This is a genomic window from Streptococcus sanguinis (assembly GCF_900635155.1).
GTDB lineage: Bacteria > Bacillota > Bacilli > Lactobacillales > Streptococcaceae > Streptococcus > Streptococcus sanguinis_G.
Map to the genome: position 1 here is coordinate 834,520 of NZ_LR134002.1, position 20,398 is coordinate 854,917.

At 43.6% G+C, this 20,398-nt stretch carries 20 protein-coding genes, 1 riboswitch and 1 other annotated feature (1 of these 22 cut by a window edge); of the genes, 18 read left to right on the plus strand and 2 right to left on the minus strand.

Translation table 11 applies throughout. The features are described 5' to 3' along the window. Positions 1-116 (plus strand) — a sequence feature (ribosomal protein L20 leader region); it begins 15 nt to the left of the window's first position. A 16-nt stretch (positions 117-132) separates the two neighbouring features. From infC to ELZ47_RS04350, 14 genes are all read left to right on the plus strand, one after another. After that, entirely contained in the window at positions 133-663 is a 531-nt protein-coding gene (gene infC, locus ELZ47_RS04285; protein WP_002895037.1) for a translation initiation factor IF-3, read from the plus strand. Positions 664-696: 33 nt separating this feature from the next. Then, positions 697-897, plus strand: coding sequence for a 50S ribosomal protein L35 (gene rpmI, locus ELZ47_RS04290; RefSeq protein WP_002895038.1), 201 nt, complete (start codon positions 697-699; stop codon positions 895-897). A 44-nt stretch (positions 898-941) separates the two neighbouring features. Continuing rightward, a complete protein-coding gene (gene rplT / locus ELZ47_RS04295; RefSeq protein WP_125331716.1) occupies positions 942-1,301 on the plus strand; it encodes a 50S ribosomal protein L20 in 360 nt (119 codons plus the stop codon). A 216-nt stretch (positions 1,302-1,517) separates the two neighbouring features. Continuing rightward, positions 1,518-1,985 (plus strand): deoxycytidylate deaminase, encoded by a 468-nt coding sequence (locus ELZ47_RS04300; RefSeq protein ID WP_002895042.1) that lies wholly within the window; start codon positions 1,518-1,520, stop codon positions 1,983-1,985. A gap of 33 nt (positions 1,986-2,018) precedes the next feature. Then, positions 2,019-2,633 carry a tetratricopeptide repeat protein gene (locus ELZ47_RS04305; protein WP_125331714.1) on the plus strand — a complete coding sequence of 205 codons (615 nt, stop codon included), beginning with the start codon at positions 2,019-2,021 and terminating at the stop codon, positions 2,631-2,633. A 175-nt stretch (positions 2,634-2,808) separates the two neighbouring features. Continuing rightward, positions 2,809-3,999 (plus strand): methionine adenosyltransferase, encoded by a 1,191-nt coding sequence (gene metK / locus ELZ47_RS04310; protein ID WP_125331712.1) that lies wholly within the window; start codon positions 2,809-2,811, stop codon positions 3,997-3,999. Positions 4,000-4,267: 268 nt separating this feature from the next. Continuing rightward, the gene (locus ELZ47_RS04315) at positions 4,268-5,527 is read left to right on the plus strand and encodes a UDP-N-acetylglucosamine 1-carboxyvinyltransferase (protein WP_125331710.1); all 1,260 of its coding nucleotides are present in this window, start codon (positions 4,268-4,270) and stop codon (positions 5,525-5,527) included. Positions 5,528-5,560: 33 nt separating this feature from the next. Further along, positions 5,561-6,112: a GNAT family N-acetyltransferase gene (locus ELZ47_RS04320; RefSeq protein WP_125331708.1), complete on the plus strand. Its 552-nt coding sequence runs from the start codon at positions 5,561-5,563 to the stop codon at positions 6,110-6,112. After that, a complete protein-coding gene (spxR, locus tag ELZ47_RS04325) occupies positions 6,105-7,382 on the plus strand; it encodes a CBS-HotDog domain-containing transcription factor SpxR (RefSeq protein ID WP_164549552.1) in 1,278 nt (425 codons plus the stop codon). Before ELZ47_RS04320 ends, spxR begins: the two co-directional genes overlap by 8 nt. Before the next feature lie 21 nt (positions 7,383-7,403). Then, a complete protein-coding gene (locus ELZ47_RS04330) occupies positions 7,404-8,261 on the plus strand; it encodes a methionyl aminopeptidase (RefSeq protein ID WP_002900015.1) in 858 nt (285 codons plus the stop codon). Between the two features lie 32 nt (positions 8,262-8,293). Further along, on the plus strand, positions 8,294-9,217 hold the full coding sequence (locus tag ELZ47_RS04335) for a YihY/virulence factor BrkB family protein (RefSeq protein WP_164549630.1): 924 nt from the start codon (positions 8,294-8,296) through the stop codon (positions 9,215-9,217). 276 nt (positions 9,218-9,493) lie between these two features. Next, a complete protein-coding gene (locus tag ELZ47_RS04340) occupies positions 9,494-9,946 on the plus strand; it encodes a hypothetical protein (RefSeq protein ID WP_232011369.1) in 453 nt (150 codons plus the stop codon). A 115-nt stretch (positions 9,947-10,061) separates the two neighbouring features. Then, the gene (locus ELZ47_RS04345) at positions 10,062-10,511 is read left to right on the plus strand and encodes a MarR family winged helix-turn-helix transcriptional regulator (RefSeq protein ID WP_126435348.1); all 450 of its coding nucleotides are present in this window, start codon (positions 10,062-10,064) and stop codon (positions 10,509-10,511) included. A 17-nt stretch (positions 10,512-10,528) separates the two neighbouring features. Further along, positions 10,529-11,236, plus strand: coding sequence for a B3/4 domain-containing protein (locus ELZ47_RS04350; protein ID WP_126435350.1), 708 nt, complete (start codon positions 10,529-10,531; stop codon positions 11,234-11,236). A 66-nt stretch (positions 11,237-11,302) separates the two neighbouring features. On the opposite strand, the gene ELZ47_RS04355 is transcribed toward ELZ47_RS04350, so the two are convergent. After that, positions 11,303-11,746: a GtrA family protein gene (locus tag ELZ47_RS04355; protein WP_126435352.1), complete on the minus strand. Its 444-nt coding sequence runs from the start codon at positions 11,744-11,746 to the stop codon at positions 11,303-11,305. A 28-nt stretch (positions 11,747-11,774) separates the two neighbouring features. Continuing rightward, a riboswitch (PreQ1 riboswitch) is annotated at positions 11,775-11,911 on the plus strand. On the opposite strand from ELZ47_RS04355, the gene ELZ47_RS04360 reads away from it, so the two are divergent. The 4 genes from ELZ47_RS04360 to pulA all read left to right on the plus strand — a co-directional run bounded on the left by ELZ47_RS04360 (position 11,909) and on the right by pulA (position 17,769). Further along, complete coding sequence (locus ELZ47_RS04360) at positions 11,909-12,424, plus strand: QueT transporter family protein (RefSeq protein WP_126435354.1); 516 nt, start codon at positions 11,909-11,911, stop codon at positions 12,422-12,424. Its footprint overlaps the riboswitch before it by 3 nt. Before the next feature lie 105 nt (positions 12,425-12,529). Beyond that, the gene (gene ligA / locus ELZ47_RS04365; RefSeq protein WP_126435356.1) at positions 12,530-14,488 is read left to right on the plus strand and encodes an NAD-dependent DNA ligase LigA; all 1,959 of its coding nucleotides are present in this window, start codon (positions 12,530-12,532) and stop codon (positions 14,486-14,488) included. A gap of 9 nt (positions 14,489-14,497) precedes the next feature. Next, the gene (locus ELZ47_RS04370) at positions 14,498-15,448 is read left to right on the plus strand and encodes a diacylglycerol kinase family lipid kinase (RefSeq protein ID WP_002906169.1); all 951 of its coding nucleotides are present in this window, start codon (positions 14,498-14,500) and stop codon (positions 15,446-15,448) included. 23 nt (positions 15,449-15,471) lie between these two features. Then, entirely contained in the window at positions 15,472-17,769 is a 2,298-nt protein-coding gene (gene pulA, locus ELZ47_RS04375) for a type I pullulanase (RefSeq protein WP_126435358.1), read from the plus strand. Between the two features lie 53 nt (positions 17,770-17,822). Here the strand turns inward: pulA and ELZ47_RS04380 are convergent, their stop codons facing one another. Beyond that, on the minus strand, positions 17,823-20,018 hold the full coding sequence (locus tag ELZ47_RS04380) for an LTA synthase family protein (RefSeq protein ID WP_126435360.1): 2,196 nt from the start codon (positions 20,016-20,018) through the stop codon (positions 17,823-17,825). Positions 20,019-20,398: the final 380 nt, after the last annotated feature.

The window sequence follows — 20,398 nt, forward strand, 5'->3', positions numbered from 1 at the left end:
TGAGAACTTCTCGCCTTGCGACTAACGTTGTCTGGCTCTACAGGATTCAGTTTCAGAAATGAAATACTATCATGTAGTGCGGGTTTGCGTTAGCAGGTCCGCACTTGTTTTTCTCTAAAAATAAAAAAAGAGGTGAAAACCATAGCAAAACAAGACTTATTCATCAATGATGAAATTCGTGTGCGTGAAGTTCGCTTGATCGGTCTTGACGGCGAACAGTTAGGTATTAAACCGCTGAGCGAAGCGCAGTCTCTTGCGGATGAAGCAAATGTCGATTTGGTCCTGATTCAGCCACAAGCTAAACCACCTGTTGCAAAAATTATGGACTATGGCAAGTTCAAATTTGAGTACCAGAAAAAACAAAAAGAACAACGCAAGAAACAAAGTGTTGTTACTGTGAAGGAAGTACGTCTCAGTCCAACTATTGACAAGGGAGACTTTGACACTAAACTTCGCAACGCACGCAAGTTCCTTGAAAAAGGAAATAAAATAAAGGTATCTATCCGTTTCAAAGGTCGGATGATTACCCACAAAGAAATTGGGGCTAAAGTTTTAGCAGATTTTGCTGAAGCGACTCAGGATGTTGCTATCATTGAGCAAAAGCCTAAGATGGATGGACGTCAGATGTTCATGCAGATGGCGCCAATTCCTGACAAAAAATAGATTGTCAGAAAGATAGAAAAAGGAGAAAACATTATGCCAAAACAAAAAACACACCGCGCATCAGCTAAACGTTTCAAACGTACAGGTTCTGGTGGCTTGAAACGTTTCCGTGCTTACACTTCTCACCGTTTCCACGGAAAGACTAAGAAACAACGCCGTCATCTTCGCAAAGCAGGAATGGTGCATGCAGGAGATTTCAAGCGTATCAAAGCAATGCTTACAGGTCTGAAATAAGAGCTGCTGTAACGATTATCTAGGAAATATTGGAGGAAATATAAATGGCACGTGTTAAAGGTGGCGTTGTATCACGCAAACGCCGTAAACGTATTTTAAAATTAGCTAAAGGTTACTATGGAGCAAAACATATCTTGTTCCGTACTGCAAAAGAGCAAGTAATGAACTCTTACTACTATGCATACCGTGACCGTCGTCAGAAAAAACGTGATTTCCGCAAACTTTGGATCACTCGTATCAATGCGGCAGCTCGTTTGAACGGACTTTCATACTCACAATTGATGCATGGTTTGAAGTTGGCTGAAATCGAAGTGAACCGTAAAATGTTGGCTGACTTGGCTGTTAACGATGCAGCAGCTTTCACAACTCTTGCAGACGCAGCTAAAGCTAAGCTTGGTAAATAATTAAAAAAAGAACCGAGGATTTCCTTGGTTCTTTTTTATAACTTTTAATGAAAAGTATGAAGAGAGAAACAGCCTGTCATTCTACTTATAGTATAGATAAAAGCTTGTTACTGATAAGACAGCTTTCATGGTAAAGCTAGTTAAAAATAGGGATTTGCGATATAATAGAAAAAACAGACGTTTATGTAAATAAAAAATCAGTAGAATGGAGAAATTATGTCAGAGAATCGTTTGGCTTGGGATCAGTATTTTGCGGCTCAGGCTCTCTTAATCGCTAATCGCTCAACCTGTAAGCGAGCCAAGGTTGGCGCTGTATTGGTCAAGGATAATAAGGTTATTTCAACTGGTTACAATGGCTCAGTTTCAGGGACTGAGCACTGTATTGACCATGAGTGCTTGGTCATTGACGGTCACTGCGTACGGACCTTGCATGCTGAGGTCAATGCCATCTTGCAAGGAGCCGAGCGGGGGGTTCCCAAGGGCTTTACGGCTTATGTGACCCATTTTCCTTGTCTGAACTGTACCAAGCAACTGCTTCAGGTCGGCTGCAAAAGAGTGGTCTATATCAACCAATATCGCATAGATGACTATGCTCAGTATCTCTACAAGGAAAAAGAAGTGGAATTGGTTCATTTGCCGCTGGATGATGTCAAGAAAGCTATTGCTCAAACGGATTTGGTTTAGGGAAGAAGTTCTGGAGGTAAAAGGAGAAGAAAGATGAATGATAAATTGGCAGCCGCTTGGCAGTATTTCTTTGAAGGACAGTTAAATAAGGCTGAAGAACTAGAGCAGCAGCTGGAAAAAGATTCCTTTAGCCGCTGGAATTTACGGGCCTATCTAGCTGTAGAAAGGCAGGATTATCAGAGCGCTTTTGCAAATTTAGAGGCTTACCTGATTCAGGCTCAGAAAGGAAGTGATAGAGAAAATGAGCATATCGCTTATCATCAGCTAGGTTATGTTGCTAGATCTGCGGGAGATTTTTGTCAAGCTTTAGAGTGGATTGAAAAAGAAGCTGCTTTCCTAGCGAAGTATTTACCAGATGACCATTATCGCCAATCAGTTAATCTCTATGAGCTAGGCTATCTAAATCTTAAATTAGGCCGGTTGGCTCAAGCTCAGGATTTTATGCAAAAGTCACATATCTATTCTATGGAGTCAGATGATGTGATAAATCATGCGTGTAGTTACCGAGGCTTAGGTGAAATTGCTCAAGCTTTGGGAAATCTCCAAGAAGCAAGAACCAACTTTGTGGCTGCTATCAGACTTTTTGACCAAGCTGGTGATGCTATCGGTAAGGCGGAAGTTGAAGAGTTGTTAGCAAGCTGCCCTTAGATTATCATTGCAATAAAGCTATAGTTTCTGATTATAGCTTTTTCTATTAAAAAAATTCTGAACTTTTTAGCGAAAAGTGGTATAATGAAGAAGTTATATAGTCCCGATAAGGTGGTAGTTATTTCTATCAGTACTTTGTAACTCTATAACAATTTATTTAAGGGGGGACATTTCTATGTCAGAACGTAAACTTTTCACATCTGAGTCTGTATCGGAGGGACATCCCGATAAGATTGCAGACCAAATTTCCGATGCTATTTTGGATGCTGTCTTGAGTCAGGATCCAGATGCCCATGTGGCTGCTGAAACAGCCGTTTATACGGGCTCGGTTCATGTTTTTGGTGAGATTTCGACCACAGCTTATGTAGATATTAATCGTGTGGTTCGTGATACCATTGCAGAGATTGGCTACACCAATACAGAATATGGATTTTCAGCAGAGACGGTCGGTGTGCATCCGTCTTTGGTGGAGCAATCACCAGATATTGCTCAGGGTGTCAATGAAGCTCTGGAAGTTCGTGGGAATGCGGATCAAGATCCATTGGACTTGATTGGTGCTGGAGATCAGGGGCTTATGTTTGGCTTTGCAGTGGATGAAACGCCGGAGCTCATGCCGCTTCCTATCTCGCTCAGTCACAAGCTAGTCCGTCGATTGGCGGAATTGCGCAAATCAGGAGAGATTGCCTATCTGCGTCCAGATGCTAAGTCACAGGTGACAGTTGAGTATGATGAAAATGACCAGCCTGTGCGCGTGGATACGGTGGTTATTTCGACTCAGCATGACCCAGAAGTGACCAATGAAGAGATTCATCGTGATGTGATTGAAAAGGTAATTAAAGCAGTTATTCCAGCCCAGTATTTGGATGATAAGACGAAATTCTTCATCAATCCAACCGGTCGCTTTGTAATTGGCGGCCCGCAAGGTGACTCTGGCTTGACTGGACGTAAGATTATTGTGGATACTTACGGCGGTTATGCTCGTCATGGTGGCGGTGCCTTCTCTGGTAAGGATGCAACAAAGGTCGACCGCTCAGCTTCATACGCAGCTCGTTACATTGCTAAAAACATCGTGGCTGCTGGACTGGCCAAGAAAGCAGAAGTGCAGTTAGCCTATGCTATTGGTGTGGCTCAGCCGGTTTCTGTACGCATCGATACTTTTGGCACTGGTACTGTTGCAGAAAGCAAATTGCAGGAAGCAGTTCGTCAGATTTTTGATTTGCGTCCAGCCGGTATCATTCAAATGCTGGATCTGAAACGTCCGATTTATCGTCAGACGGCAGCTTATGGCCACATGGGTAGGGCAGACATTGACCTGCCTTGGGAAAATTTGGATAAGGTAGAGGCTTTGAAGGCAGCAGTGCAGTAAGAAGACAGTTCTCAATCGTCATGATTGGGAACTTTTCTATTTTCTAAAGAAAAAGTCATTTCTATACAGGCAACTTTAAAAAGGCAAGCAGTCTAGCCTTGCGCTTCTTTCATTTTTTTCAATACTATTTTTTTTGAAAAATTATTGAAAAAGCCATTTTCCCTGTTTCATTTTAATTTCGATTGTCTTATTTATCTAAAAGTATAGGAAATTTCCCGAATCTGTGGTATAATAAATGGCAATACCTTGAAAGAGCTTTATTTTAAACATGAAAAAAATTGTAATACATGGTGGTCGCCCCTTAAAAGGAGAGGTGACTATTAATGGTGCTAAAAACAGTGTCGTTGCCTTGATTCCAGCTGTGATTCTGGCGGATGATATTGTAACGTTAGATGGTGTTCCGGATATTTCGGATGTGGATAGTCTGATTGATATTATGGTTGCCATGGGGGCTAGTGTTACTCGCTCTGAGGACAGTCTGACGATTGATCCGCGTGGTATCCAAAACGTCCCTATGCCTTATGGAAAGATCAACAGTCTAAGGGCTTCCTATTATTTCTATGGCAGCTTGCTTGGTCGCTATGGTGAAGCAACGGTAGGTCTGCCTGGTGGCTGTGACTTGGGGCCGCGTCCCATTGACTTGCATCTCAAGGCTTTTGAAGCCATGGGGGCTAAGATGACCATGGACGGCAACTATATGAACCTATCCACAGGAGGTCAGCAGCTGAAAGGCGCTAGCATTTATATGGATACGGTCAGCGTAGGTGCTACCATCAATACTATGTTGGCTGCTGTCAAGGCCAAAGGTCGGACTATTATTGAAAATGCAGCGCGGGAGCCAGAAATCATCGACGTGGCAACTCTCTTGAATAATATGGGAGCACATATCCGCGGAGCAGGAACTGATATTATAACGATTGAGGGGGTTCCACACCTTCATGGAACGCGTCATCAAGTGATTCCAGACCGTATTGAGGCAGGGACTTATATCGCCCTTGCTGCAGCTATTGGTCAGGGAATTCAGATTAATAATGTCCTTTATGAGCATTTGGAGAGTTTTATTGCCAAGCTTGAGGAAATGGGTGTTCGGATGACGGTTTCTGAAGACAGCATTTTCGTCGAAGAACAGCAAAATCTGCGAGCTATCAACATTAAGACTTCTCCTTATCCAGGCTTTGCAACTGACCTACAACAGCCGATTACCCCGCTCTTACTGACGGCTAATGGCCACGGTAAAATCACGGACACCATCTATGAGAAGAGGGTTAACCATGTGGCGGAGCTGGCTAAGATGGCAGGCAAGATTTCGACCAGCAGCAATCAGATTGTCTATGAAGGGCCAAATCAACTGCAGGGAGCTCAGGTCAAGGCGACCGATTTACGAGCAGGAGCTGCTTTGGTTATTGCAGGTTTGATGGCTCAAGGAAAGACAGAAATTACTAATATTGAGTTTATCCTGCGCGGCTATTCTAATATTATTGAAAAATTAACAAGTCTGGGTGCAGATATCCAGCTGATAGAAGAATAAGCGTTTTTCGCTTATTTTTTGTAGAGGTAGCAAATGAATTTGTGGACACATTTAGCGGCCTGCTCATTTATTGAGACGGAGCATGCTTTTTTGCGGCCCATTCTCTTTGAAGATGCGGGCGCTCTTTATAAGATTGCGTCCAATCCGGAAAATACTCAGTTCATTTTTCCGACAGAAGCAAGCCTAGAGGAAAGTGAATATGTCATTGCCAATTTCTTTATGAAAAATCCTCTGGGGATTTGGGCTATTTGTCACAAGGAAACGCAGGAAATGATTGGCTCTGTCAAGTTTGAAAAGATGGACGAGATTAAGAAAGAAGCTGAGTTAGGCTATTTTCTGCGGCAAGACTACTGGGGACAAGGGCTGATGACAGAAATTGTTCGGGAAATTGCTTTTCTATCTTTTACCCGCTTTGACTTCAAACGACTTAGTATTATCACTCATGCAGAGAACCTAGCTAGTCAAAAGGTAGCTCAAAAATCTGGCTTCAGCCTCTACCGGCAGTTTAAAGGGAGTGATCGGTACACGAGGAAGATGAGAGATTATCTGGAGTACCGTTATGAGAGAGGAGATTTTAATGAGTAAGCATCAGGAAATTTTAACCTATCTTGAAAATCTTCCAATCGGCAAGAGGGTCAGTGTCCGCAGTATTTCAAACTATCTGGGAGTTAGTGATGGTACGGCCTATCGAGCTATCAAGGAAGCGGAGAACCGCGGTATTGTTGAGACCAGACCTCGGAGTGGTACGGTTCGGGTTAAGTCCAAGAAAGTGGTCTTGGAGCATCTGACCTACAAGGAAATTGTTGATATTACTGGCTCAGAAGTATTGGCTGGAGAAGATGGTCTAGAAAAAGAATTTAATAAATTTTCCATCGGAGCCATGACGGAGCAGAATATCCTGCGCTATCTGACAGAGGGCGGTCTCCTGATTGTCGGAGACCGGACGAAAATTCAGCTCTTGGCTCTGGAAAATGAGAATGCGGTGCTGGTAACCGGAGGCTTTGAAGTCAGCTCGGAAGTTCTAAAGATGGCTAATCTGCTTAATATACCGGTTCTCAGGACCAAGCACGATACCTACACCGTTGCAACCATGATTAATCGAGCCCTGTCCAATATGCAGATCAAGACCGATATTTTAACAGTGGAGCAGGTCTATCGCTCCAGCCACGAGTACGGCTTCTTGCATGATACTGATACTGTTCGTGACTATCTAGACTTGGTTCGTCGCAATCGCGCCAGCCGGTTTCCGGTTATCAACCAGCAGCAGATGCTGGTGGGAGTAGTAACCATGAGGGATGCAGGGGATAAGTCCCCTCTGACAACCTTGGACAAGGTCATGACAAAAAATGTCTTTATGACAGGTTTATCTGCCAATATTGCTAATATCAGCCAGCGCATGATTGCAGAAGATTTTGAAATGATACCAGTAGTGCGCAGCAATCAGACCTTGCTGGGTGTGATTACGCGGCGGGACATTATGGAAAAAATGAGCCGTTCTCAGATTTCCAGCTTGCCGACTTTCAGTGAGCAGGTGGGACAGAAGATTAGCCGTCAGGATGATTTGTTCTCCTTTACCGTTGAGCCTTTTATGCTAGAGCAAAATGGTGTGCTGGCTAACGGTGTGCTGACAGAAATTTTGACTCGGATTACCCAGCAGCTCATGGTCAACTTCGGCCGCAGCTTGATTATCGATCAACTGATGATCTATTTCTTTCAGGCGGTTCAGATTGATGACCTGCTGCATATCCAGCCGCGCATTATCCGTCAGACTAGGCGGACAGCGATTATTGACTTTGAGATGTATCTGGAAGCGATGCTAGTTGCCAAAGCCACAATTACAGTGAAAATTAATTAAGAAGAGGAATTTAGAGAAAGAATGATTACTTTAAAATCACAGCGTGAAATTGACTTGATGGACAAGAGTGGAGATTTTCTGGCTTCGGTCCATATCGGTTTGAGAGACTTGATTAAGCCAGGCATTGACATGTGGGACATTGAAGAGTATGTCCGCAAGCGTTGTAAAGAAGACAATGCGCTGCCTCTGCAAATTGGTGTTGAAGGCTCTGTCATGGACTATCCTTATGCGACTTGCTGCTCTCTTAATGACGAGGTAGCCCATGCCTTTCCCCGTCATCAGAAGCTGGTGGAAGGCGATGTCATCAGCGTTGATATGGTGGTTGGCTTGGTCGATAAGGCAGAGTTGGATGTGTCCAAGCTAGATTTTGACAATGTAGCACAAATGAAGCAGCACACAGAGAGCTTCCGGGGCGGCGTGGCAGACTCTTGCTGGACCTATGCAGTAGGGAAGATTAGCCCAGAGGCTCAGCAATTGATGGATGTGACCAAGGAATGTCTCTACCGTGGAATTGCGGCAGCTAAGGTTGGCAATCGTATCGGCGACATTGGCGCAGCTATTCAAGAATATGCTGAAAGTCATGGCTATGGCGTTGTGCGTGATTTGGTCGGTCACGGTGTTGGCCCAACCATGCATGAGGAGCCTATGGTGCCACATTACGGTCGAGCAGGACGCGGCTTGCGCTTGCGTGAGGGAATGGTTCTGACTATCGAGCCCATGATTAATACAGGTACCTGGGAAATTGATACGGACTTTGAGACCGGCTGGGCACATAAAACGCTGGATGGCGGCTTGTCTTGCCAGTATGAGCATCAGTTTGTCATTACAAAAGATGGTCCTGTCATTCTGACCAGCCAGGGAGAAGAAGGGACATATTAGAAATCAAAGGCTGGGCATTGTCTCAGCTTTTTTTGAAGGAGAAGAGAGTGAAGAAATTATTTAGTAAGGTTCGGAAAAATCAGTTTTTAAGAGCATTTTTCCATTTTTATAAAGAGGCAGATAGTGAGCTGAGCAGCGTTGCAGTTGCTTATTATTGGCTGATTTCCGTTTTTCCTTTGCTCTTGATTGTCGTCAATATTCTGCCTTATTTCCATATTCCAATTGCGGATTTTCTGACAGCTATCAAGGACATGCTGCCAGAGACTTTATATGATGTTGTAGCAAAAGTCATGCGTGAAGTGCTGACCCAGCCTTCGACTGGGCTGCTGAGCTTCTCAGTCTTGTCTGCTCTCTGGACTTTTTCCAAGTCAATGAATTTTCTACAGATTGCTTTTAACAAAGCCTATGGGGTAGCCAAGAGCCGGGGGCTGATTTCTCATCGCGTCATGAGTCTCTTTGTGAGTCTAGGTCTGCAGATTCTCTTTGCCTTGGCCCTCTTTCTGACCATGTTCGGCCATATGTCGCTGGATTTTCTCCGTACTTACTGGAAACTAGATAGTCAGCTTTATCAGCACTTGCAGAATTTTACGGAGCCATTGATTTACGCCTTACTCTTTGCGGTTTTGGTCATGTTCTATTATTTCCTGCCTAATGTGAAAATCAACAAAAAACGCTATGTTCTGCCGGGCAGCGCCTTTGTGCTCCTGACTATTCTTGCCTTGCTGAATATCTTTTCCGTTTACATGGATAATTATTTAAATCACCTGGTTGATGTTCGTTTTTTTAGTTCTATCATTATGGTTGTGATGATGTTTTGGTTTATCATGATTGCTAAAATTTTGATTGTTGGCGCAGTGCTTAATGCCAGTGTCCAGAGCTGCTGTGAGTCAGGATTTCAAGTCGAAAGTACAGGTAAATTTTCTTTTAAGAATCAGCTGGTGAAAGAAAAACAGTAGGATAGATACACAAAAAACTAAATTTTCTAGTCACTATGTCTTAAAAAATGAAAGGAGAAGAAAACTATGCCTACTTTAAAAACTGCAAAACAATTAGCAGTATCTTCAAATAAAGAACTTGTTTCTATGCTCCTATCTCAAAAACTACCTCTACTTAAGAGAGCAAGCCAAGCAAATTAGACGCCAACGTATAGAAGGCCTGGATCAAGCATTAGCTGAAGCTCTGGGCTTTGTTATGACTAAACCAAGGTCTTGGGAACTCAGAATGAGTTGATTTTGACCATTGCAGCTACGGAATGTACTAGCCTACTACCTTATTTGGAGGAATTAGTTCAAGGAAAATACTCAGCGACTGTTCTCTATCGAAGCTTGGCTTTAGCTATCGTATATTTACAAAATAAAGACAAGAAAGAGTTGAGCTATGTATACTCTAGCTTAGATAGTGGCAACCAGAACTTATTTGCTAGAGCTTTGCTAGGCTTGAATCAAAGAGAGGTTGTACTCAGTCATGAGGAAGTCCAAGACTTCTATAGTGCAGCTAAACGTGAAGCTTACTTAGAGAACTTCAGGCAGGTCATTTCTCCAATTCAGGTCCTAGTATCAATGGCTTACCTGTTTGAGGACAGGGATCGACAAGAACTGATTAGCTACTGTCAAGAATTGAATTCTGCATTTTTCTCTAGTATCATTACTAATCTTAATAAGAATAAGAAGATTCCTTACTTGTAAGGATGTTGATATAGATTTCTTAAAGAGGATTTTCCTCTTTTTATTTTTGGTGATTTTATTGCATTTGCAATAAAATGTGATATAATAGTTTCAAATAAAAATAAAAGGAGGGGATATGTCAGTATTGCGGGAAATTGGGATTATCGCCCGAGCTTTGGATTCCATTGCGAATATTGAGTTTCGTGATATTGACCTTGCGCGGGGGCAATATCTTTATCTGGTACGAATCGCGGAGAATCCGGGAATTATCCAAGAGGAGCTGTCGGAGCTGCTCAAGGTGGATCGCTCAACGGTTGCCCGCTCTGTTAAGAAGCTAGAAGCCAAGGGCTTGGTGCAGCAGAAGGCAGCCAAAGGCAACAAGAAGAACAAGGAATGGTTTGTGACGGAAAAAGGGGAAACACTTTATCCTTTTATCCTAGCGGAGAATGACTATTCTGAAGAGACATCTCTGCGGGACTTTTCTCAGGAAGAAGTTCAAGCCTTGGAGGAAATGCTGATCCGAGTGCGTGAAAACATCACAGGTGACTGGGAAGCCGTCAAAAAAGGACAAAAAAGAAACTATTAAGATTGAAGAGGTAGAGCATGAAAGTTACAATTGAAAATGAATTTTGGCAAGTATTTCCGGAAGCTCAGATTAGTATTTTAGTGGTCAAAGGGCTTGATAATAGTGTGGATGAAAGTAAGGATCCATATTTCAAATCCCTGCTGGATAAGGGAGCAAAGCGAGCTGAGGACTTTATCCTAGACGAGAACTTCACTCAAAATGAAGTCATTCAGGAGTGGCGGCAGGCTTTCAGCAAATTCAAGACCAAAAAAGGAGCGCGCTCCTCTATCGAAGCCCTGCTCAAGCGGGTTAGTCAGGGGCGGGAACTTCATCCAATCAATCCTTTGGTCGATATCTACAACAGTGTCTCGCTGTCTTATGCGGTTCCATGTGGAGGTGAGGATTTGGATAAGATTGTCGGAGGTCTTCATCTAGGAAAAGCCAAGGGTGGCGAAGCCTTTTTCCCGCTGGGAGCTGAGAGTGACGCGCCGGCTCTGCCAGAAGAAATCATCTACTATGATGAAGAGGGGGCTGTCTGCCGTTGTCTTAACTGGCGAGAAGCCCAGAGGACCATGCTGACAGAGGAGACCAAGGACGCCATCTTGGTCATTGAGGCCATTAATGAAGAGCAAGCAGCACGCGTCCAAGCAGCTATGACAGAACTCCAGACTCTGATTGAGGACTATTTTGGTGTCAAAGGTGAAATCACTCATATGACGCTTGATAATCCAAGCTTGGAAATTTAAGACTATAAAAATCTGGATCAGAATTATCTGGTCCAGATTTGATATTTTGAGGCCGAAGTACCATAGTCAATTAGCTTTCTTGTTTTCAAAGATAAAGACTTTGCTGAAAACATAGTTGAGGACAATAATAAGCACTTGAGAGAAAAGAGACTCTATCGAGTTGATAAGGTTGCGTTCATTTTTGACAAATTGCCCGATAATATTAGGGTAAGTATCTACTAATAATTTTGCAAGAACAATATCTAGCAAAAGAGTGCCAGAACGAGCCAGAGCAAATTTAAGAAGTCGTTTTTGCCAACCTTTGCGCTGCTGTTTAAAGACAATGGTATCATTTGTGATAAAGGCAAAAAGTACTGCTGTGACATTAGCAGTAATGGTCGCAAATAATGTCTGTCCTGTAAGAGCGAAGATAAGGAGACGAGTAGTCATATAAACAAGGGTAGCTGCCACACCAAAGAAAAGATAGGACAGAACCTCATTGTCAAAGAATTTTTTGATTAAAGTTTTCATAAAGATAGTCTATCATATTTCTAGGATTTATGCTATACTAGTTGGGTTGCCAAATCTGTGGGGGAATCAACGAATGATGCTCCTCTCATGTGACGCAACCCTTGGCGCTTAACTTCTTTCGCCAAGCATATTACACGCGGTAAAGCCGCTAAAGGAGAAAAGATGAAACAAGAAAAACTGACAGTTCGTGACTTAGCTCAGATTGCCATTGTTGCTGCCATTTACGTAGCTCTAACGATTACGCCCCCTTTAAATGCTATTAGTTATGGGGCCTATCAGTTCAGAATTTCTGAAATGATGAACTTTATGGCATTTTATAACCGAAAATATATCATGGGAGTCACCATTGGTTGTATGATTGCTAATCTCTATAGTTTTGGAATCGTTGATGTCTTCGTCGGCGGTGGATCCACCTTAGTTTTCCTGTCACTGGGTGTCTATCTTTTCAGTCGCTATAAGAATCAATATCTGATTAAAGGCTTGATTCGTTTGGATCATTTTTATTTTGCAGTATTCTTTTCTATTTCGATGGTGACCATTGCTGCAGAATTACATTTCTTGCAAGGCCTGCCATTCTTCCTGACTTGGTTTACAACAGGCATTGGAGAATTTGCTTCCTTGATTGCTGGAGCTATCATTATTAACCAGATTGCAAAAAGTATTGATTTGGCAAAATAAGACAGCAGAGAGCGGAATTTCCGCTCTTTTTATATCCTCTTGTTTTTTAGGAAGAATTCGGAACAAATAGAGGAAGATTTTGTGTATTTGTGATAAAATAGAAGTATGAAAGAAAGAATGTCAGAATTAGTAGAATTGCTCAACCGATATGCCCATGAGTATTATACGGCAGACAGGCCAAGTGTATCGGATAGCGAGTATGACAGACTCTATCGTGAGTTAGCGGAGTTAGAAGAAAAGTACCCAACAGATATCCTGCCTGACAGTCCGACGCATCGGGTGGGAGGGAAGATTTTAGAAGGATTTGAAAAATATCCACACCAGTATCCTCTCTTTAGTTTGCAGGATGCTTTTTCACGTGAAGAATTACTAGCCTTTGACCAGAGGATTCGCAAGGAATTTCCACAAGTCTCTTATCTCTGTGAGCTCAAGATTGATGGGCTCTCTATTTCTCTGACCTATGAAAAGGGAATCTTGGTAGCAGGAGCGACTCGGGGGGATGGCTCAGTTGGTGAAAATATCACTGAAAATCTCAAGCGGGTCAAGGATATTCCCCTGACCTTGAAAGAACCGCTGGACATTACAGTTCGTGGAGAATGCTACATGCCCAAGACTTCCTTTGATGCGGTCAATCAGCTGCGGCAGGAGAACGGTGAGCCTGAGTTTGCCAATCCCCGCAATGCGGCAGCAGGAACCTTGCGTCAGCTGGACACAGCAGTTGTGGCCAAGCGCAATCTAGCAACCTTCCTCTACCAAGAAGCCAGTCCGACTCAGGTCGACAGCCAAGAAGAAGTCTTAAACAAGCTGGCAGATTTGGACTTCTCAGTCAATCCTATACATATTCTGGCGGACTCTATCGAAGCGGTTTGGGAGTTTATCGAAAAGATCGCTGAGGAGCGGGACAGTCTGCCTTATGAGATTGACGGTATTGTCATCAAGGTTAATGACTTGGCGGTGCAAGAGGAGCTTGGCTTTACTGTCAAGGCACCTAAGTGGGCCATCGCCTATAAGTTTCCAGCTGAGGAAAAAGAAGCCCAGCTTCTGTCTGTTGACTGGACAGTGGGTCGGACGGGAGTTGTGACTCCGACAGCTAATCTGACGCCGGTTCAGCTAGCGGGAACGACTGTCAGCCGAGCAACTTTGCACAATGTGGACTATATTGCGGAGAAGGATATTCGTCAGAAAGACACCGTTATCGTCTATAAAGCGGGAGATATTATTCCTGCTGTCTTGCGAGTGGTGGAGTCCAAGCGTGTCTCAGAGGAGACTCTGGAAATACCAAGTCACTGTCCGAGCTGTGAGAGTGAGCTAGTGCACTTTGAAGATGAAGTAGCTCTGCGCTGCATTAACCCGCTCTGTCCAGCCCAAATCAAGGAGGGCTTGATTCACTTTGCCAGCCGGGATGCCATGAACATTACTGGATTGGGTCCAGCAGTGGTAGAGAAGCTCTTTGCTCAAAATCTAGTCAAGGATGTGGCTGGAATCTATCGGCTGACGGTAGAAAATTTACTAGAATTAGAGAACTTTAAGGAAAAATCAGCAAATAAATTGTATACTGCTATTCAAGCTTCCAAGGAGAACTCGGCCGAACGTCTCTTGTTCGGATTGGGGATTCGCCATGTTGGAAGTAAGGCCAGTCGGATTTTGCTGGAGAAATTCCATGATATTCCTAAGCTGTCTCAGGCCAGCCAAGAAGAGATTGCGGCTATTGACAGTCTTGGAACTGTAATTGCCCAAAGCCTGCATACCTATTTTGAGCAGGAAGGCTCTCAGATTCTTTTGGCGGAGCTGCAGGAAGCAGGTGTGAATCTAGACTATCTGGGGCAAAAGGCAGCGGCTGATGCAGCCCTATCTGGTATGACGGTTGTTTTGACTGGTAAATTACAAAAATTGACACGCAATCAAGCTAAAGAAAAATTGCAGAGTCTGGGTGCTAATGTTTCTGGATCTGTTTCTAAAAAAACGGATCTGGTAGTGGCTGGCCAAGATGCCGGCAGCAAGCTGGCCAAGGCTCAGGAGTTGGGAATTGAAATTCGGGATGAAGATTGGCTTGATAGCTTATGAGGCTGAAGTATGAAGGATAAGATTAAACGAGCACGATTGATTTATAACCCGACTTCGGGACAGGAAATTATTAAGAAAAATATAGCGGAAGTTCTGGATGTTTTGGAGGATGTGGGCTATGAAACCAGTGCCTACCAGACCACTCCAGCGCCTCTTTCTGCTCAAAAAGAAGCTGAAAGAGCAGCAAAAGCAGGATTTGATTTGATTATTGCGGCAGGCGGCGACGGTACCATCAATGAGGTAGTTAATGGTGTGGCGAATCTGGATGAACGGCCTAAATTGGCCTTTATTCCAACTGGCACAACCAACGATTATGCGCGAGCTTTGAAGATTCCCATGGGAGACCCTGTAGCGGCAGCCCGCATTATCGAAAAGAACCAGACCATAAAGATGGATATTGGCCGGGCCTATGGTAACAAGTATTTTATTAATATTGCAGCTGCTGGAACTCTGACTGAGCTGACTTACAGTGTTCCTAGTGAAGTCAAATCTCGCCTAGGCTACTTTGCTTATGTCGCAGAAGGAGCAAAAAAACTCCCTCGCTCTAAGTTCCGCAAGGTTCGTATCAAGCACGACCATGGTGTCTTTGAAGGGAAGATTTCGCTGATGTTTGCGGCTCTGACCAACTCTATTGGTGGTTTTGAAAAGCTAGCGCCAGATACTAAATTAGACGACGGGAATTTTACTTTGATTTTGGTTAAGACAGCCAATCTCTTTGATATGCTGAGTCTGATGATGCAGGCTATCAATGGCGGTCAGCACGTTGGCGATATCAATGTAGAATACCTTAAAACAAGCAAGCTGCAGCTGGAAATTTTAGACAAAAAAGGTCCATTTATGCTGAATTTGGATGGAGAATACGGCGGCGATACGCCTGTTGAACTGGAAGTGCTGCACGGACATTTGGAATTTTTTGCCAATATCGATGAAATCAGTCAGACAGCCCTTTCAATAGAATAATTTTAGATAAGAGATGAAAGAACATGCTAGACTATAAAGTCTTAGTCCATTACCACAATCCTACTGGAGATTATTTCTCCTATGATATGTGGCAGTGGCAAATAAACCAATGGGGAAAGGAAGCAGCCTTTTCCAAACTTGATTATTTTGGTATTCAGGGGGAATTATCGTTTGAGACCTGGGAGCATTTGAATCACGCTCATGTGATTATCAAACGTTCAGACTGGTCTAGCCAGTCATGTGACTATCATATTGATTTGTTGCCTCCTCATCTGGTGACGGAAATTTGGCTGATTGAGGGAGATGCTCAGGTTTATTATTCCCTGCAGGCTGCAACGACCAGTCACCAGTATTCACGCCGGCGGCCACATAACTTTGATATGGCTCTGAGAACAGACTACTTTGATGAATGCTGGGGCTATCAAGGCTGGTTGGGACACCGCCAGACAGACGGCGCACATACTTTCAAAGTTTGGGCACCGACAGCTAAGAAGGTGGAATTAGTAGTCTATGAATCGGCTGACAATCAAGCTCCTCTTTATAAAATCTTCCCAATGCAAAAAGGAGAACGATATTCTCACGACCATAAGGAAAATACCATCGGTGTCTGGTCGGCTGAAATAGCTGAAGACTTGACCGGCAAAACTTATCACTACCATGTTAGCTTTGAATACCGCAATTTTTATACTCGTGATCCCTATACTGTTGCGACCAGTCCAGATGGCAAGCGCTCAGCGATTCTTGGATCGGATGAGACTGAAGTAGCTGGTTTTCAAGTCCGTCAAGGCAAAGAAGCTCTCTGGCGTTTGGACAATCCAAATCAGGCAGTGATTTATGAGATGCATATTCGGGATTTGACCAAGTCGGAGACTTCAGGCGTGGACAGTCAGCTGCGCGGGACCTTCTTGGGAGCCTGTCAAAAAGGAACTACCAATCATCTAGGGCAAAAAACAGGTTTTGACTATATCAGTGATTTAGGCGTTAATGTTGTTCAGCTTCAGCCTGTCTCTGACCGTCACAAGGACTATGATGAAAATGGAGAGCTAATCTACAACTGGGGCTATGATCCACAGAACTATCATGCTCCGGAGACTAGCTTTTCCAGCAATCCTGCAGACCCAGCGCAGGCCATTCGTGATTTGAAAACAATGATTCAGGCCTACCATGATGCGGGGATTTCTGTGACACTGGATGTTGTTTACAATCATATCTACTCGACCTATGATTCTGCTTTTCAGGCTACAGTACCGGATTATTACTATCGGATGAATCCTAACGGCTCTTTCCAAAACGGAACTGGAGTGGGGAGTGAGACGGCCAGTGAACATGAGATGTTCCGCAAGTTTATGATTGACTCTCTGCTGTACTGGGTAGAGGAGTTCAATGTAGATGGCTTCCGCTTCGACCTAATGGGAATTCATGATGTGGAAACGATGAATGCCATCCGTCAAGCTATGGATGAAGTGGACCCACGAATCCTGCTCTATGGAGAAGGCTGGGATATGGGAACGGGCCTGAGACCGGAAGACAAGGCTAAGAAGGACAATGCTTATCAGTTACCGCGGATTGGATTTTTCAATGATACAGAGCGGGATGCGGTCAAAGGAGCAGAAGTTTACGGCGGCATCAAAGCTGGTTTTGTCAGTGGTCAGGCGACGGAGGATATCGTCGCTAAGGCTATCCTTGGCAGCAGTGAGCTAGGCAGCTATCGCAGTCCTGATCAAGTCCTTAACTACGTGGAGGCTCACGATAATTTCAACCTGCATGATTTGCTTGCGGAGCTGCATCCCGACGATGATGTTCTGACTCGCACCAAGCGGATTGAGTTGGCAACTGCTATGAACCTGCTCATGCAAGGCATGGCTTTCATGGAGGTTGGACAGGAATTTTCCCGTACCAAGCTCGTAGCTACGGGAGAGGACGGCCAAGTCCTGCACAGTGATCGTGAAAGGGCTATGAACAGCTACAATGCGCCAGATGCAGTCAATCAGGTGAATTGGAATCTATTGCAGGACCATCAGGAGAGCATTGTTTTTATCAAGGACATCATTCGCCTCAAGACAAGCTGCAAGGCCTTTTCTTATCAGACCTATGAAGATATTTATAAACATGTATTTGTTCAATCAGCAGAGCAGGGCAGTGGTTTGATTATCTTTGAAATCAAGGATGACAAGCATTATCAAGTCATTTTTAATGCTAGCGGGCTTCCTTACTATCTACCTAATGCAGACAAGCTGCGCCTCCTAGTCGGCAATAGCCGTCATAAGAAGCCTTTCTATGTTGAAAACCTGACTGTTTCTGTTTTTGAAGTTATTCAATAAGTTATTAGCTACAAGAAAAGCCTTAAGTCCAATGGACTTAAGGCTTTTGCTATCTATGGATTAGCTGTGGAGCTAGAGCTGGAAGAGCTTGAGTCTTCTTGACTGCTGTCTTCGTCGCTGCTGCTAGTTTGGAACTGCTCTGGATGCAGTGCCCTATAGCTTGGCGAGTTAAAGAGGTCCACAGTGGAAACATTGCCTCGCTTGGAGTAAAGACTGGTTGATTGGTCGCCTTTTTCTTTTTCAATAGCCAACAAGGCTTTCATTGAATTAAGATAAGAGTAATCTTTAGGGTTGACCTTGCCTAAGTCATTTCCTTTGTAGAAGCGAATCAAGTCACCGGTTTGAATAGCATCACTCATCTTCAGCTGAGTATTGGCGGCATTGCGAATCTCATCCAGTTCTTTCTTGATGGTTTCGTCTGGATTGGTAATTTCCTCACCGGTTTGGGTGTAGTAGGTCCGTCCGTTGAAGCTAGTGTATTTTGGAGTGACAAAGTTATTGCTGGATCGGAATGCTGTGATTTGTTGATGCTGAGATGACAGCAGGTCTTGTCCAACCTGAAGGTAGTTTTTAGAGTCAATGCCCAGCAAATGCTCCAATGTTGGCAGCATATCCACTTGACCGCCGTAGGTATCAATGATCTTTCCTTTGTCCATGCCAGGTACCACTACCATGTATGGTACGCGCTGCATCATAGCATTGTCATAATTGGACCAAGTCTCAGAGGATTTGCCTACAAGAGGGGCCAAGTTAGGATTGCGGGTTTGGGAAATTCCAAAATGGTCTCCGTAGAGAACGATAATAGAGTTGTCATAGAGGCCGGATTCTTTGAGATAGTCAAACAAGGCCTTGACAGAAGAATCTAGATAGTTGGCAGTGGCAAAGTAACCGTTGATGGTTTCATCCTTGGTCTTGGCCAGTGGGAAGCCAATCTCGTCACCAATCAGACTTGTCGTGTAAGGATAGTGATTGGAAACCGTGATATACTTAGCATAGAAAGGCTGCTGCAGGTGTTCCAGATATTTGATGGAATCTTTCAGCATAATCTTGTCATTCAAGCCGTATTGGAAAGAGTTGGTGTCGTCCTGCTTGGTAAAGTAAGACGCATCGAAGAAATAGTTATAACCCCATTGCTTGTAAGCTGTATTGCGGTTCCAGAAGCTTCCTGTATTTCCGTGGAAAACAGCAGAAGTATAGCCGCCGTTTTTGGAAAGAATAAAAGGTGCAGCTTGCTGGGTATTGGTACCACCGTAGTTAACCATGAAGGAGCCTTGATTGAGACCGAAGAGCCCAGTTTCAATCATGGTTTCAGCATCAGAAGTCTTACCAGCCTTGACCTGGTTGAAGACATTAGAGAAAGCCAGAGTCGAATTGGAGTGGTAGAGGGAATTGAGGAAAGGTGTCACCTCGTACTCTTTCCCATCTGCCTGCAGCTTATAGTCAATCAGGAACTGCTGGAAGCTTTCCAGATGGACATAGATGACATTGCGGCCTTTGGCAATCCCGTAATATTCTGGATTTGGTTCCGCATAATGGGATTGGATATATTCTGTTACTGGTTCCAAGTCTTTTTCAGAAGCTTTGGAGCGCTCACGATTGGCGGTATATGTCTGGTTAGCACTGTAACCTAGAAAGGCTGGCAAGCCCAGAGCCCGAACGACATAATAGTTGGAAAATCCACGTGACAAGAGCTCAGGGCGGTCAATTTCAGCCAAGAAAAGGTTGGCTGAGAACAGCATAGCGGACAGGGAGGTCACAGCAAAGCTGGCGCGTTTATTGAAAGGCCGGTCATCCATACGGATGTATTTCTTAAAGAATAAGAAGGCCAAAATCGGGAAATCAATCAGATAAAGAATATCCCAAGGGCGGAAAAGCTCAAGTGCTGCTTCCCCAAGTCCAGCAGAAACGCTGCTAGAAGCCAGCATAGTATTGACTGTAACAAAGTCGCTGAACTCACGGTAGTAAATGGAATTAGATACCAGCCAAGCAAAGAGGAGCAGATAGATTCCGAAGGCAAGGCTGTAGAATAATTTGGTTCGTTTTACATAAAGCGCCAGTCCCAGCAGCAAGAGGCTGATAGGGAAAGGGTTGATAATAGCTAAAAATACTTGATAAAGACCTTGAATATCGAGGTTAAAATCAATCGTGTAGGCCCACATGGTTTTTATCCAATAGAGGACCAGTAAAATCAAGACAAAACCTAGTCTCGTACTCATGAAATTGAGTAAATTCTTGGTTATTTTTTTCACAAAAAGTTACTTCCTTGTCTTATTTCCTAAAAATTTTCTCCTCTAAGTATAACATAAAAAGACGGCGCAAGGAAAAATTGACCTCTTTTTGACTGAGGAAAATGTTTGAAGCAGTTAAATATTTAAGTTTTTAATGGAGAAAGCTTTCTTAGGATTATTGTATGAAGATCATTTTGCCGCAGACATTAGTGGAATAGAATCAAATATCGTTGGCCAGAAACTTGAAAAACAGCAGGAAAATATCTAAAAAAACACTCAAAAAATATTTACAAAAAACATAGGAAAACATATAATTAAGATAAGTTGATATATCAAAAGTCGTTGGCGCAGAGTTTTATTACTAGTTATTGTTATAGTATAAATGCATGCTGTCTATTTAA

What these genes read in the sequence shown, in the direction of transcription:
- rpmI (WP_002895038.1), top strand. Translation starts at nt 697, where the DNA reads ATGCCAAAACAAAAAACACACCGCGCATCAGCTAAACGTTTCAAACGT.
- rplT (WP_125331716.1), top strand. Translation starts at nt 942, where the DNA reads ATGGCACGTGTTAAAGGTGGCGTTGTATCACGCAAACGCCGTAAACGT.
- ELZ47_RS04300 (WP_002895042.1), top strand. Translation starts at nt 1,518, where the DNA reads ATGTCAGAGAATCGTTTGGCTTGGGATCAGTATTTTGCGGCTCAGGCT.
- ELZ47_RS04305 (WP_125331714.1), top strand. Translation starts at nt 2,019, where the DNA reads ATGAATGATAAATTGGCAGCCGCTTGGCAGTATTTCTTTGAAGGACAG.
- metK (WP_125331712.1), top strand. Translation starts at nt 2,809, where the DNA reads ATGTCAGAACGTAAACTTTTCACATCTGAGTCTGTATCGGAGGGACAT.
- ELZ47_RS04315 (WP_125331710.1), top strand. Translation starts at nt 4,268, where the DNA reads ATGAAAAAAATTGTAATACATGGTGGTCGCCCCTTAAAAGGAGAGGTG.
- ELZ47_RS04320 (WP_125331708.1), top strand. Translation starts at nt 5,561, where the DNA reads ATGAATTTGTGGACACATTTAGCGGCCTGCTCATTTATTGAGACGGAG.
- spxR (WP_164549552.1), top strand. Translation starts at nt 6,105, where the DNA reads ATGAGTAAGCATCAGGAAATTTTAACCTATCTTGAAAATCTTCCAATC.
- ELZ47_RS04330 (WP_002900015.1), top strand. Translation starts at nt 7,404, where the DNA reads ATGATTACTTTAAAATCACAGCGTGAAATTGACTTGATGGACAAGAGT.
- ELZ47_RS04345 (WP_126435348.1), top strand. Translation starts at nt 10,062, where the DNA reads ATGTCAGTATTGCGGGAAATTGGGATTATCGCCCGAGCTTTGGATTCC.
- ELZ47_RS04350 (WP_126435350.1), top strand. Translation starts at nt 10,529, where the DNA reads ATGAAAGTTACAATTGAAAATGAATTTTGGCAAGTATTTCCGGAAGCT.
- ELZ47_RS04355 (WP_126435352.1), bottom strand. Translation starts at nt 11,746, where the DNA reads ATGAAAACTTTAATCAAAAAATTCTTTGACAATGAGGTTCTGTCCTAT.
- ELZ47_RS04360 (WP_126435354.1), top strand. Translation starts at nt 11,909, where the DNA reads ATGAAACAAGAAAAACTGACAGTTCGTGACTTAGCTCAGATTGCCATT.
- ligA (WP_126435356.1), top strand. Translation starts at nt 12,530, where the DNA reads ATGAAAGAAAGAATGTCAGAATTAGTAGAATTGCTCAACCGATATGCC.
- ELZ47_RS04370 (WP_002906169.1), top strand. Translation starts at nt 14,498, where the DNA reads ATGAAGGATAAGATTAAACGAGCACGATTGATTTATAACCCGACTTCG.
- pulA (WP_126435358.1), top strand. Translation starts at nt 15,472, where the DNA reads ATGCTAGACTATAAAGTCTTAGTCCATTACCACAATCCTACTGGAGAT.